11 protein-coding genes are annotated in these 13,255 nt (G+C 58.1%); 9 read left to right on the forward strand and 2 right to left on the reverse strand.

What is annotated here, in order from left to right; translation table 11 throughout:
• Positions 1-49: 49 nt before the first annotated feature.
• A complete protein-coding gene (locus ACIQYF_RS01945; protein ID WP_402856022.1) occupies positions 50-946 on the reverse strand; it encodes a LysR family transcriptional regulator in 897 nt (298 codons plus the stop codon).
• Positions 947-1,096: 150 nt separating this feature from the next.
• On the opposite strand from ACIQYF_RS01945, the gene ACIQYF_RS01950 reads away from it, so the two are divergent.
• The 9 genes from ACIQYF_RS01950 to ACIQYF_RS01990 all read left to right on the forward strand — a co-directional run bounded on the left by ACIQYF_RS01950 (position 1,097) and on the right by ACIQYF_RS01990 (position 11,977).
• On the forward strand, positions 1,097-2,587 hold the full coding sequence (locus ACIQYF_RS01950) for an aldehyde dehydrogenase family protein (RefSeq protein ID WP_402856025.1): 1,491 nt from the start codon (positions 1,097-1,099) through the stop codon (positions 2,585-2,587).
• A 151-nt stretch (positions 2,588-2,738) separates the two neighbouring features.
• Positions 2,739-4,022 (forward strand): NAD(P)/FAD-dependent oxidoreductase, encoded by a 1,284-nt coding sequence (locus tag ACIQYF_RS01955; protein ID WP_402856028.1) that lies wholly within the window; start codon positions 2,739-2,741, stop codon positions 4,020-4,022.
• 362 nt (positions 4,023-4,384) lie between these two features.
• Entirely contained in the window at positions 4,385-5,521 is a 1,137-nt protein-coding gene (locus ACIQYF_RS01960) for a branched-chain amino acid ABC transporter substrate-binding protein (RefSeq protein ID WP_402856032.1), read from the forward strand.
• A 166-nt stretch (positions 5,522-5,687) separates the two neighbouring features.
• On the forward strand, positions 5,688-6,602 hold the full coding sequence (locus ACIQYF_RS01965) for a branched-chain amino acid ABC transporter permease LivH (protein WP_402856035.1): 915 nt from the start codon (positions 5,688-5,690) through the stop codon (positions 6,600-6,602).
• Positions 6,603-6,604: 2 nt separating this feature from the next.
• Positions 6,605-7,888, forward strand: coding sequence for a high-affinity branched-chain amino acid ABC transporter permease LivM (livM, locus tag ACIQYF_RS01970; RefSeq protein WP_402856038.1), 1,284 nt, complete (start codon positions 6,605-6,607; stop codon positions 7,886-7,888).
• Positions 7,889-7,899: 11 nt separating this feature from the next.
• Positions 7,900-8,775 carry an ABC transporter ATP-binding protein gene (locus tag ACIQYF_RS01975; RefSeq protein ID WP_402856199.1) on the forward strand — a complete coding sequence of 292 codons (876 nt, stop codon included), beginning with the start codon at positions 7,900-7,902 and terminating at the stop codon, positions 8,773-8,775.
• On the forward strand, positions 8,772-9,488 hold the full coding sequence (locus ACIQYF_RS01980; protein WP_402856041.1) for an ABC transporter ATP-binding protein: 717 nt from the start codon (positions 8,772-8,774) through the stop codon (positions 9,486-9,488). Before ACIQYF_RS01975 ends, ACIQYF_RS01980 begins: the two co-directional genes overlap by 4 nt.
• A gap of 746 nt (positions 9,489-10,234) precedes the next feature.
• Positions 10,235-11,002 carry an SDR family oxidoreductase gene (locus ACIQYF_RS01985; RefSeq protein ID WP_402856043.1) on the forward strand — a complete coding sequence of 256 codons (768 nt, stop codon included), beginning with the start codon at positions 10,235-10,237 and terminating at the stop codon, positions 11,000-11,002.
• Positions 11,003-11,071: 69 nt separating this feature from the next.
• Positions 11,072-11,977: a cation diffusion facilitator family transporter gene (locus tag ACIQYF_RS01990; RefSeq protein ID WP_402856046.1), complete on the forward strand. Its 906-nt coding sequence runs from the start codon at positions 11,072-11,074 to the stop codon at positions 11,975-11,977.
• Between the two features lie 55 nt (positions 11,978-12,032).
• Here ACIQYF_RS01990 and ACIQYF_RS01995 read toward each other — a convergent pair whose 3' ends face one another.
• A complete protein-coding gene (locus tag ACIQYF_RS01995) occupies positions 12,033-13,169 on the reverse strand; it encodes an AGE family epimerase/isomerase (RefSeq protein WP_402856049.1) in 1,137 nt (378 codons plus the stop codon).
• Positions 13,170-13,255: the final 86 nt, after the last annotated feature.

Here is a 13,255-nt window from a genome sequence, read left to right on the forward strand (position 1 = left end):
GGTGCTCGCGATCTTTTGATCGTTGAAAAGGTCGCGAGCTCGCTCGCGCCTACACACCATCCATGTGTTCCACCATCCAGGTCACAAACGCCTTCACCTTGGGCACGGCCGCCGAATGTTCGGGGTAGGCCAAGTAATACGCGTCGCGACTTGGCAGCATATGCTGCCAGGCAATGACCAGCTTGCCGTCAGTCAATTCTTCTTCGACCAAAAACCGTGGCAGCAGCGCCACGCCACAGCCGACCTGGGCTGCGCGAATGCACATATAAAAGGTTTCGAAGCGCGGCCCGTGATAGCTGTGGTCGGTGTGATAACCCTGACTTTCAAACCATTCATGCCACGCCTGTGGGCGCGAGGCGTTTTGCAGCAGCACCAGATCAGTCAGTTGCGTCGGGTCGGTGAACGGATGGCTTGGCAAACTGGAAGGCGCGCATACCGCCACCAGGTCTTCGCCAAACAGCTTCACGCACTCGGTGCCGGGCCGTGAGCCCTGGCCAAAATAAAAGGCCAGATCGCTGCGCCCTTGCAGCAATTCGTCAGCCTGCTGTTCGTTGCACACATCCAGATGAATGTTGGGATGGCGCAATCGCCAACCCTTTAGGCGCGGCATCAGCCAGCGTGCGCCGAAGGTCGAAGGCGTGGACACGCGCAGCACCTCGGTTTCGCCGCCGTAAGAGCGCAGGGTGTGAGTCGACATCTCGACTTGGGTCAGGATTTTTCGGACTTCTACCAGGTACAGATCCCCGGCAGGTGTGAGCTGCAGGCGCCGACGTACGCGGCGGAACAGCAAATGCTGGAGCAGCTCTTCCAGCTGGGCGACCTGCTTGCTGACTGCACTCTGGGTCAGGTTCAGTTCTTCGGCCGCGCGGGTGAAGCTCAGGTGCCGGGTCACTGCCTCAAAACACTGCAAGGCGGTGATCGATGGCAGATAGCGCTTGTTGAGCATACAGACCCCCAGGTTCTTGTTATTTGCCGACTTTACTCGCGCAGCATGAATTTTCGGAATGATATCTCGCTTAAAGGTCGTTTGTTACCACCGAGGTAGCCCGCTACAACTAAAGGCCTGAAAACCATTTTTATGTTGAAGGAGTGCCCCATGGTTGCTGCATTACTGGATCGTCTTGGTGTGAACCCCGCGCTGTACCAACAGGGCAAACAGCCGGTACACACACCGATTGATGGCAGCCAGATTGGCGCCGTGCAGTGGGAAGGGGCCGCTGAGGCCGAGCAACACGTGACCCGTGCCGAACATGCATTTGAAGCCTGGCGCAAGGTGCCAGCCCCGCGCCGTGGCGAACTGGTGCGCCAATTTGGTGATTTGCTGCGTGAGTACAAGGCCGATCTGGGCGAGCTGGTGTCGTGGGAAGCGGGCAAGATCACCCAGGAAGGGCTGGGCGAAGTGCAGGAAATGATCGACATATGCGACTTCGCTGTCGGTCTGTCGCGCCAACTCTATGGCTTGACCATCGCATCGGAGCGCCCTGGCCACCACATGCGCGAAACCTGGCATCCACTGGGCGTGGTCGGCGTGATCAGTGCGTTCAACTTCCCGGTTGCCGTGTGGGCATGGAACACCACGCTGGCGCTGGTCTGCGGCAACGCAGTGATCTGGAAACCCTCCGAAAAGACCCCACTCACTGCGCTGGCCTGTCAGGCGCTGTTTGACCGAGTACTGAATACGTTTACTGATGCGCCCAAGTACCTGAGCCAAGTGGTCATTGGCGGCCGTGAGGCGGGCGAAGCCTTGGTTGATGACCCGCGTGTGGCGCTGATCAGTGCCACCGGCAGCACCCGCATGGGCCGCGAAGTGGCGCCAAAAATTGCCGCACGTTTTGCCCGCAGCATTCTTGAACTAGGCGGTAACAACGCGATGATCCTCGGCCCAAGCGCCGACCTGGATATGGCCGTGCGCGCCATCCTGTTCAGCGCCGTGGGGACGGCCGGTCAGCGCTGCACCAGCCTGCGCCGCTTGATCGCGCATGAGTCGGTCAAAGAAGAGATTGTCACCCGGCTCAAGGCGGCCTACTCCAAAGTGCGCATTGGCCACCCGCTGGAAGGCAACCTGGTCGGTCCGCTGATCGACAAACACAGCTTTGAAAACATGCAAGATGCCCTGGAGCAAGCCTTGAGCGAAGGCGGGCGGGTGTTCGGCGGCGAACGCCAATTGGCCCGCGAATACCCGAATGCGTACTACGTGGCCCCGGCGATTGTCGAAATGCCGGAACAGAGCGAAGTGGTGTGCAACGAAACCTTCGCCCCGATCCTGTATGTGGTTGGCTACAACGACTTTGCCCAAGCGCTGCGCCTCAACAACGCCGTGCCGCAAGGTTTGTCGTCGTGCATCTTCACCACCGACGTGCGCGAGGCCGAACAATTCATGTCGGCGGTCGGCAGTGACTGTGGCATCGCCAACGTCAACATCGGGCCGAGCGGGGCTGAAATCGGCGGTGCGTTTGGCGGCGAAAAAGAGACGGGTGGCGGACGCGAGTCGGGTTCCGATGCGTGGCGCGGCTACATGCGGCGCCAGACCAACACCGTGAACTACTCACTGGAGCTGCCGCTGGCTCAGGGCATTACCTTCGATTGAGGACGTGAATGACCAACCCTGTAGTCGCTGCCGAAGGCTGCGAAGCCGTCGTGCTTTAAAACAGTTGAAGGTCGTTGCGACCTTATAGCAGCCTGCGGCAACGGCTACAGGTGGCTTGCGTTTGGTAAGGGTTTCATTTCTGGAGCTTGGCATGCCTCTACAAGAACAATGTTTATGGGAAACCCTGACCCCTCAGCGTCCTCAAGCTCCTGCCTTTAAAGGCGAATTGAACGTTGATGTGTGCGTCATCGGCGCTGGAATCACCGGCCTTTCAGCCGCTATTCATCTGCTGGAACAGGGCAAACGTGTGTGCGTGCTGGAAGCGCACCGCACCGGACACGGCGGTTCGGGGCGTAACGTAGGGCTGGTCAACGCCGGGATGTGGATCCCGCCCGACGACATCGAAGCCGGTTTTGGTGAGGCCATCGGCAGCCAGCTCAATCGTATGCTCGGTGCCGCGCCATCGCTGGTGTTCAGCGTGATCGACAAGTACGGCATCGACTGTCAGTTGCGCCGCGAAGGCACGCTGCACATGGCCCATAACGCCCGTGGCGAAGCCGATTTGCGCAGCCGGGAACAACAATGGAAACGCCGCGGCGCGCCTGTCGAACTGCTCACTGGCGCGGCGTGCGAAGCTGCAACCGGCACCTCAAAAATTGCCGCCGCCTTGCTCGACCGGCGCGCCGGCACCCTCAACCCGATGGCTTACACCTCGGGTCTGGCCAACGCTGCCAGCGACCTGGGTGGGCATTTGTTTGACCACTCCCCTGTCACCGGGCTTGAGCGCCAAGGCCAGCGCTGGTCGGTGCAAACCGCACGCGGAGCGGTCAGTGCCGAGCAGGTGGTGCTGGCGTCTAACGCTTACACCGAGGGCGAGTGGACCGAGCTGCGGCGTAATTTTTTCCCCGGTTACTACTATCAGGTCGCCTCCAAACCCCTGACCGATGATACCGCCAAGCGCATCTTGCCCGGCGGCCAAGGGTCGTGGGACACGCGCCAAGTGCTCAGCAGCATTCGCCGCGATGCCGAAGGCCGCTTGCTGCTCGGCAGTCTGGGCAACGGCAATCAAAAACCGGCCTGGTTTCTCAAAGCCTGGGCAGACCGTGTGCAACAGCACTACTTCCCCTATTTGAAAGGCGTGGAATGGGAGTGCACCTGGACCGGCTGTATTGCGTTTACTCCCGACCACCTGATGCGTTTATTTCAGCCTGCGCCCGGTTTAGTGGCAGTTACCGGCTATAACGGCCGGGGCGTGACCACGGGCACAGTCGTGGGTAAAGCGTTTGCCGACTACCTGTGTAACGGCGACGCCAAAGCGTTACCCATCCCCTTTGCACCCATGCAGCCAGTGTCTGGCGCGGGGCTGCGCAGCTGTTTATATGAAGCCGGGTTCTCGCTGTATCACGCGGGTCAATGCCTGAGAATTGTTATCTAAACGTGATATTCAATCGCCAGCCCTGCGGTTTTGCGTACAGCGACTAGCCTCTTGTGGTGCGGCTTGTAGCAGTTACGCACCGAGAGTGTGCAGTTCGGTGACGTGTGTGGTTACAAGGTGGTTGCACGGCGTAGGGCAACCCGGTTGCAACATTTGCCATGCTGGGTGGCGCCAGCGGGAAACAAATGGTTTTACCTTCCTCGGTTTAGACGGTTGCACGTCCAATGAAAATGGGCTCGAAACAGTCGACATAACAATAGAACAACGGCTTTTCACAGAATAAAAAACCAATGGCACGCGCCTTGCTCAGCACTTTGTGTGAAGTCGCAGTGCCAACTAAAAAAACTCAGGAGCACCACCTCATGTCGCAGACGTTTTACAAGAAAGGGTTTCTGGCCCTCGCAGTGGCTACTGCGTTGGGCGTTTCTTCGTTTGTTCAAGCTGATGTGAAAATCGGTGTGGCGGGCCCGATGACCGGGGCCAACGCGGCATTTGGTGAGCAGTACATGACAGGAGCAAAGGCCGCGGCAGATGTCATTAACAAAGCGGGCGGGATTAATGGCGAAAAAATTGTATTGGTCCCTGGCGATGACGCCTGCGAGCCGAAGCAAGCGGTAGCGGTAGCCAACCGTTTGGTCGATCAGGACAAAGTAATTGGGGTTATCGGACATTTCTGTTCATCGAACACCATTCCGGCGTCTGAGGTGTACGCCGATGCCGGCGTGATCATGATCACGCCTGGCTCGACCAACCCGCAGGTGACCGAGCGCGGAATGGACGCCGTATTCCGCATGTGTGGACGTGATGACCAGCAAGGCATTGTGGCGGGCGACTACATTGTCGACGTGCTCAAGGGTAAGAAAGTCGCGGTCATCAATGACAAGGACACTTACGGCAAAGGCTTGGCCGATGCCACCAGTGCCCAACTGACCAAGCGCGGCGTGAAACCTGTTCTTGAAGAAGGCTTGACCCGTGGCGAGAAAGACTTCAGCGCTCTGGTCACCAAAATCCGCGCCACGGGCGCTGACGTCGTGTATTTCGGCGGCCTGCACCCGGAAGCGGGTCCTTTGGTGCGTCAACTGCGGGAAGCTGGCCTCAAAGACGTGAAGTTCATGTCCGATGATGGCGTTGTAACCGACGAACTGGTGGCAACGGCTGGCGGCAAACAGTACGTAGACGGCGTGTACATGACCTTTGGTGCAGACCCTCGCTTACTGCCAGACAGTAAAGCGGTCGTTGAAGAGTTCCGCAAAGCCGGTAAAGAACCAGAAGGCTACACCCTGTACGCCTACGCCTCGCTTCAAGCCCTGGCGGATGCTTTCAATGGCGCCAAGTCCAACAAAGGCGAAGAGGCTGCCAAGTGGCTCAAAGCTCACCCGATCGAAACCGTGATGGGCAAGAAAGAGTGGGACAGCAAAGGCGACCTCAAAGTCTCTGACTACGTGGTCTACCAGTGGGACAAAGACGGCAAGTATCACCAACTGGAAAAACAGAAGTGAGATGAATTCCCTGTGTGAACGGCGCTTGGCGTCCGTTCACACGGGAGTGAATCTGCACAACCTGTCTTCTTTTCCAGGAGCTGCGTAAACCGCACCACCCAGGCCGCTTTCTGGCGGTGTGGCGGGCGCGTGTTTGCGCAATGGCTCAAATGCGTGAGATTGCGTTATGGACGGTATTTTCCTGCAGCAACTGCTGAACGGCCTGACCCTCGGGTCTGTTTACGGCCTGATTGCCATCGGCTACACAATGGTCTACGGCATCATCGGCATGATCAACTTCGCCCACGGCGAGGTGTACATGATTTCCGCTTATCTCGCGGCAATCAGTCTGGCTCTGCTGGCGTACTTCGGTATTGAATCCTTCCCACTGCTGATGTTGGGCACGTTAATCTTCACCGTGGTCGTCACAGGCGTGTATGGCTGGGTGATCGAGCGCGTGGCCTACAAACCTCTGCGTAACTCCACACGGCTGGCGCCGCTGATCAGCGCCATCGGTATTTCGCTGATTCTGCAAAACTACGTGCAAATTGCCCAAGGCTCCCGTCAGCAAGGCGTTCCGACCCTGCTTAGCGGTTCCTGGCGTGTCGATATCGGCAGTGGCTTTGTGCAACTCACCTACACCAAAGTCTTCATTCTGATCGCGGCCTTTGTGGGCATGGGCCTGCTGACCTACATCATCAAGTACACCAAGCTGGGCCGCATGTGCCGGGCTACCCAGCAAGACCGCAAGATGGCTTCGATTCTGGGCATCAACACCGATCGGGTCATTTCCTACGTGTTTGTGATCGGTGCTGCCATGGCCGCACTGGCCGGTGTGCTGATCACTATGAATTACGGCACCTTCGACTTTTACGCCGGTTTCATCATCGGCATCAAAGCGTTCACCGCTGCGGTACTCGGCGGAATTGGATCACTGCCCGGGGCCATGCTCGGCGGGCTCATCCTGGGGATTTCCGAGTCGCTTTTTGCAGGCTTGGTTAACTCTGACTACAAGGACGTGTTCAGCTTCTCACTGCTGGTGGTGATTCTGATTTTCCGTCCCCAAGGCCTGCTGGGTCGTCCTCTCGTGGCGAAGGTGTAAGTATGTCTGCAGCCATTAATAAACCGATTGATATTAAAAAGAGCCTGGTCGATTCGATACTGGCCGGGTTGATCTCACTGATTGTGTTCGGGCCTATCGTGGGGGTCGTGCTCGACGGCTACAGCTTTAACCTGCAACCGGCCCGGGTTGGCTGGCTGGTGGGGATTGTGATGGTGGGGCGTTTTGTCCTGAGCCTGTTTTTGCAAACGCCCAGGGGCTTGAGAATCCTTCAGGGCTTTGAGTCCACCGGCTCTGGCGTACACGTACTGCCACCGGACTACAAATCGCGACTGCGCTGGATCATTCCGGCACTGATTGTGATTGCCATCGTGTTCCCATTCTTTGCCAACAAATACATCCTGACCGTCGTCATTCTCGGCTTGATTTACGTGTTGCTTGGCCTTGGGCTGAACATCGTGGTGGGTCTAGCCGGGTTGCTCGACCTGGGTTACGTCGCTTTCTACGCCATCGGGGCCTACGGGCTGGCGCTGGGCTATCAGTATCTGGGACTTGGGTTCTGGTCGGTGCTGCCGCTGGCGGCCATTGCAGCTGCGTTGGCGGGGTGCATTCTCGGGTTCCCGGTCTTACGAATGCACGGCGACTACTTGGCCATCGTGACCTTGGGCTTTGGTGAAATCATCCGATTGGTGCTCAACAACTGGCTGTCGTTCACCGGAGGGCCAAACGGCATGCCTGTGCCGTCACCGACCTTTCTCGGTCTGGAGTTCGGCCGCGTCGCCAAAGACGGCGGGGTGCCGTTCCATCAGTTCTTTGGTCTGGACTACAACCCCAACATCAAATTCCTGTTCATCTACATCGTGCTGTTCTTGGTGGTGTTGCTGGTGCTCTACATCAAGCACCGCCTGACCCGCATGCCGATTGGTCGCGCCTGGGAAGCCCTGCGTGAAGACGAGATCGCCTGTCGCGCCATGGGCCTGAACCACGTCCTGGTCAAGCTCTCGGCCTTCACCCTTGGCGCTTCGACGGCGGGCCTGGCCGGTGTGTTTTTTGCCAGCTACCAAGGCTTCGTCAACCCGTCCTCGTTCACCTTCTTCGAGTCGGCACTGATCCTCGCCATTGTGGTGCTCGGCGGCATGGGGTCGACGGTGGGCGTGGTGATTGCCGCGTTCGTGCTGACGGTGGCACCGGAACTGCTGCGCAGCTTTGCCGAATACCGGGTGTTGCTGTTCGGCGTATTGATGGTGCTGATGATGATCTGGCGACCCCGAGGTCTGATCCGTATTAGCCGTGTCGGGGTCACACCACGCAAGGGAGTCGCGCCATGAACAATCCCTCCATGGATAAAGACGTGGTGCTCTCGGTCGATAAGCTGATGATGCACTTCGGCGGGATCAAAGCCCTGAGTGATGTCAGCCTCAAGGTCAAACGTAATTCGATCTTTGCCCTCATCGGCCCTAACGGCGCGGGCAAGACCACGGTGTTCAACTGCCTGACCGGTTTTTACAAAGCGACCGGCGGCAAGATCGAAATCACCGCCCGTGGTACTCATACCAATGTGATCAAACTGCTGGGCGAGCCGTTCAAGCTCACTGACTTCGTGTCGCCCACAGCCTTCGTCAGCCGGCTGTATTACAAAATGTTCGGCGGCACTCACTTGGTCAACCGCGCAGGCCTGGCCCGCACCTTCCAGAACATTCGCCTGTTCAAGGAAATGTCGGTGCTGGAAAACCTGCTGGTGGCACAACACATGTGGGTCAACCGCAACATGGTGGCGGGCATCCTTAACACCAAGGGTTATCGCAAGGCCGAAAGCGACGCGCTGGACCACGCCTTTTACTGGCTGGAGGTGGTGGACCTGGTGGACTGTGCCAACCGTTTGGCCGGTGAGTTGTCGTACGGCCAGCAACGGCGCCTGGAGATCGCCCGGGCCATGTGCACGCGCCCGCAGATCATCTGCCTGGATGAGCCCGCAGCGGGTCTTAACCCTCAGGAAACCGAAGCCCTGAGCGCGATGATTCGCCTGCTGCGTGACGAGCACGACCTGACCGTGGTGCTGATTGAGCATGACATGGGCATGGTCATGAGTATTTCCGACCACATCGTGGTGCTCGACCATGGCAACGTGATCGCCGAGGGAGGGCCAGAAGCGATTCGCAACGACCCGAAAGTGATCGCCGCCTACCTTGGCGCAGACGAAGAGGAGCTGATATGACGAGCACGATCCTCGAACTCAAGGAGCTGGATGTGCACTACGGGCCGATTCAGGCCCTGAAAAAAGTCTCGATGCACATTGAGGAAGGCGAAACCGTGAGCCTGATCGGCTCAAACGGCGCGGGCAAGTCGACGCTGCTGATGTCGATCTTCGGTCAACCTCGGGCCAGTGGTGGGCACATCATTTATCAGGGCGTGGACATCACCCAGAAGTCCTCGCACTACATCGCCTCCAACGGCATTGCCCAGTCGCCGGAAGGGCGGCGCGTGTTCCCGGACATGACCGTCGAAGAAAACCTGCTGATGGGCACCATTCCCATAGGCGACAAGCATGCCAGCGAAGACATGCAGCGCATGTTTGAGCTGTTTCCGCGGCTTAAGGAGCGCCGTACCCAGCGGGCCATGACCATGTCGGGTGGCGAGCAGCAAATGCTCGCCATCGCCCGGGCGTTGATGAGTCGGCCTAAATTGCTGTTGCTGGACGAGCCTAGCTTGGGGCTGGCGCCGATTGTGGTGAAACAGATCTTTGCCACCCTGCGTGAACTGGCCAAGACCGGCATGACTATCTTTTTGGTCGAACAAAACGCCAACCACGCGTTGCGTCTGTCGGACCGAGCCTACGTGATGGTTAACGGCGAAATTCGCCTGACCGGCACCGGCAAGGAACTGCTGAGCAACGAAGAAGTGCGCAATGCCTATCTGGGTGGCCATTAAGCAGTTGCACCACTCAGTGGGAAATGCCGAAGGCTGCGATCTCTTGAGCTTAAAAATCAAACGATCGTAGCCTTCGGCAGCTCCCACGGGTGATCCCCGCAAATTGTGGAAAACAATATTGCAACCCTGCGAAAGCGCGACATAAAGACGCTGCAAATCACTGTTTTGTCATCGTTTAGACTTGTCCCCGTTTGCTGTGGAGGTGGCTGTGGGTAACGTGGGAGTAGTTGGCTGTAGCCCTTTGTTTATAAGCCTTTCAGCGCTATGGTTGTTTTTTGATCAGCGATTTATGCGTGGCGGTTCGCGTAACTTGTCAACAGGTTTATTGTTTTTTTAGTGACGATAAATTGGTCTGACTAACCTGTGGATAAGTCTGTGGTTAAACTCTGGAAAGAACGCGCCAGGCGGCGCAGTGACTGGCCTCTGGCTATCTGTCTGATTTAGCCGCTCGCACCTTTTTGGGGCGCCTGCATGCTTGGTATGTCCCGGTCAAGTTAAAAAACCTTCAAGCTGCGCTGTAAGCCTTGCTTATAAAGGCTCTTGGCATTTTGAGTTGCCCCCAAAGACTGTGGGCGGCCCTGTGGATAAGGTGAGTGTAAACCGCGCTAGCCCATGCCCAGCCTGGCCTGCACAGCTTTGGTTATTTTTCGTACAGGTGTCCGGCCTTGATGCTGGCTTTGGAGCCGTGCATTCTGCTGTGGATTTTATTCGTCGGCGGCTCAATCCCGCCAGCCAAGGAGAACGCGATGACTTCCACGTTGTTTATTACCGGCGCGACTGCAGGATTTGGCGAGGCGTGTGCGCGCAAGTTTGCGCAAGCCGGTTGGAAACTGGTCCTTACCGGCCGTCGTGAGGATCGTTTAAAAGCGCTGTGCGAAGAGTTATCCCAACACACCGAAGTGCATGGCCTGGTCGTGGATGTGCGTGATCGTGCCGCGATGGAACACGCTATTGCCAACCTGCCGCCTTCGTTCAGCAAGTTGCGTGGACTTATCAACAACGCAGGGTTGGCCTTGGGTACAGACCCGGCGCCCAAGTGTGACCTCGACGATTGGGAAACCATGGTCGACACCAACATCAAAGGCCTGCTGTTCACCACACGCTTGCTGCTGCCACGCCTGATTGCCTACGGGCGCGGTGCCGGCATCGTTAATCTGGGCTCCATCGCGGGCAGCTATCCATACCCTGGCAGCCACGTGTATGGCGGCACCAAGGCCTTCGTGAAGCAGTTCTCGCTCAACCTGCGCTGCGATTTGCAGGGCACCGGCGTACGGGTCAGCAACATTGAACCGGGCTTGTGCGAAAGCGAATTCTCCATGGTGCGCTTCGGCGGCGACAAAGCCCGTTACGATGCGACCTACCAGGGCGCCGAGCCGATCCAGCCGCAAGACATTGCCGAAACGATTTTCTGGGTGCTCAACACCCCGGCCCACATCAACATTAACCGCCTTGAACTGATGCCCGTCACTCAATCGTGGAGCGGTTTCGCCATCGAACGCCACGCCAAAGAGTAAACTGGCGCCTGCCAGCCTACCCGCGACCTCTTGAGGAGGTCGCATTCAATCGGGCTGAAAGGAGTTTTTGTGAGTAACCGTGGTGAGCAAAAACTGCTCAAACAATCGACTGTTCTAATGTTCGCGGTGGCCGTTGCAGGCATCGTGACCGGCTTTATTTCGGGTTCCCAGTCCATCTTGTTCGATGGCTTCTTCTCGCTGATCGCGACCTTTATCAAAGTGCTGATGCTGATCACGGCGCAGCTGATAGCCAAAGAAAGCAACCGGCGTTTCCAGTTCGGCTTCTGGCACCTTGAGCCTATGGTGCTACTGATCGAAGGCAGCTTTTTGTTGTTGATTGCCATCTACGCCTTCCTCAACGGCGTGTTCGGCATCATCAATGGCGGGCGCGATATTGAGTTGGGGTTGGTGATCGTTTACGCGGCGGTGTTTACCGTCATCGAGTTCGGCTACTACTTCTGGGTTCGCCGAAAAAATCGAAAACTCAAATCCACCTTGATCCAGTTCGACAACATCAGTTGGCTGGTCGACGCCATGTTGTCGGTGGGGCTGTTGATAAGTTTTGTCAGCGCTTTGGTGCTCAAACAGCAGGGTTATGCACAGTGGGCGGCGTATGTTGACCCGGTGATCTTGATCTTGCTGGCAGTCAGCATGCTGGCACCGGCGTTCAAGATCCTCAAGCCTGCCTTGCGTGACGTACTGGGCATTGCCCCGGATGCGCTGGATGACAAAGTGCGCGATGTGCTGGAACACATCTCGGCGCGGCATGGCTTTGAAGGCTACAAAACCTATGTGCAAAAGCACGGGCGAGCCCGGTTTATCGAGATCCACATTATGCTGCCTGCGGGCTATCCACTGGTCAGCATCAAGACCCTGGATGCGCTGCGTGAAGAAATCTCGGGGATGTTGGGCGCAGCTGACAGCGCACGTTGGCTGACTATCAGTTTTACCGGGGACCGCAAGTGGATTGCGTAGGCGCGGGCAATTAACCCCCGTGGGAGCGGCCGCAGGCTGCTCCCACGGATGAATGTCAGGTTCTGAAATACTGCATCAAGCCGCTGTAGCAGGTGGCCAGATGATAGGGCGTGGTCGACGGCATGTCGTCGCGGCTGACGTTACCCGCGCCATCCCGGCATTCGTACCAGCCGCTCGCGTGCAAAAAGCGCTGCTGCAACGCCAGCAATTGGCGTTGCACACGCGCTTCGCCATCGGGGCGCAAGGTCAGGGCACGCAAGTATTCGGCCTGAGCCCAGATGCGCTGGGTACCATCACGCAAAGTGCCGTCCGGGGCCAGCATGCCGCACACCGCCCCAGTCTGCGGGTCAACCCCGACCTGCTCGGCAAAGCCGAAGGCGCGATCCAGCGAGCCATGCAAGGCGGTCTGGCGCAGCAGGGGCGAGGACGCCAGCAAGAACAACCATTCAAACTGATGGCCTGGCTCAAACCAGTTATCCACAGCCCCGTGCGGTTTCTCGAGCATCACTTTATGCACAGGCTCGATGAAGCGCTGTTGCATGCCTTCGACCAGCGCCAGCAAGGCGGCTTGCGTCGGGGTATCGTCGCGCACCGACAATGTGGCCAAAAAGGCCTCGGCCAAGTGCATCAGCGGGTTTTGCAGCGGGCCGCTGTTGAGTGAGCACCAGTCCTGATTGAGGCTGGCTTCATACAGACCGTTGCCATCACTGAACCGCTCGGCCACCACGTTGAGCGCGGCATTAAGCACCGACTCCACCAACGGCTCGCGCACTTTGGCCCAGTAATGGGCGCAGGCGAAGATGATGAAGGCGTGGGTGTAGAGGTCTTTGCGTTGATCCAGCGGCGCGCCTTGCGGGTCGATGCTGTAGAACCAGCCGCCGTATTCGGCGTCGTGGAAACGGCCCTGCAACGAGCGGAACAGCGCTGCAGCGCGCTCGGCGGCATCGGGGAAGGCCGGGTCGTCGATCAAACTGGCAAACACATACAACTGACGGGCGCAGGCCATGGCGCGATAGCACTGGGGCGGCAACGGTTGATGCGTGGGGCTGAGCGCCTCGTAAGGCAGCGCCAGTTCGGCATTCCAGCCTGGGCCTTGCCAGAGCGGCACAATGACCTGACGGAAGTGCTGCTGTACGGCCGCAAAGGTTGCGGTCAGTTCAGGCGAAAGGGCGGAGTGGGTTACATCAGGCATCGGCGGGCGTCGTCACGGCTGGGGCGTTTGCGCGACATGATACACGCAAAACTTGTAGTCGCTGCCGCAGGCTGCGATGGGTTGCG

Origin of the sequence: Pseudomonas sp. NPDC096917, assembly GCF_044762555.1 — a bacterium.
GTDB lineage: Bacteria > Pseudomonadota > Gammaproteobacteria > Pseudomonadales > Pseudomonadaceae > Aquipseudomonas.

What these genes read in the sequence shown, in the direction of transcription:
- ACIQYF_RS01945 (WP_402856022.1), bottom strand. Translation starts at nt 946, where the DNA reads ATGCTCAACAAGCGCTATCTGCCATCGATCACCGCCTTGCAGTGTTTT.
- ACIQYF_RS01950 (WP_402856025.1), top strand. Translation starts at nt 1,097, where the DNA reads ATGGTTGCTGCATTACTGGATCGTCTTGGTGTGAACCCCGCGCTGTAC.
- ACIQYF_RS01955 (WP_402856028.1), top strand. Translation starts at nt 2,739, where the DNA reads ATGCCTCTACAAGAACAATGTTTATGGGAAACCCTGACCCCTCAGCGT.
- ACIQYF_RS01960 (WP_402856032.1), top strand. Translation starts at nt 4,385, where the DNA reads ATGTCGCAGACGTTTTACAAGAAAGGGTTTCTGGCCCTCGCAGTGGCT.
- ACIQYF_RS01965 (WP_402856035.1), top strand. Translation starts at nt 5,688, where the DNA reads ATGGACGGTATTTTCCTGCAGCAACTGCTGAACGGCCTGACCCTCGGG.
- livM (WP_402856038.1), top strand. Translation starts at nt 6,605, where the DNA reads ATGTCTGCAGCCATTAATAAACCGATTGATATTAAAAAGAGCCTGGTC.
- ACIQYF_RS01975 (WP_402856199.1), top strand. Translation starts at nt 7,900, where the DNA reads ATGGATAAAGACGTGGTGCTCTCGGTCGATAAGCTGATGATGCACTTC.
- ACIQYF_RS01980 (WP_402856041.1), top strand. Translation starts at nt 8,772, where the DNA reads ATGACGAGCACGATCCTCGAACTCAAGGAGCTGGATGTGCACTACGGG.
- ACIQYF_RS01985 (WP_402856043.1), top strand. Translation starts at nt 10,235, where the DNA reads ATGACTTCCACGTTGTTTATTACCGGCGCGACTGCAGGATTTGGCGAG.
- ACIQYF_RS01995 (WP_402856049.1), bottom strand. Translation starts at nt 13,169, where the DNA reads ATGCCTGATGTAACCCACTCCGCCCTTTCGCCTGAACTGACCGCAACC.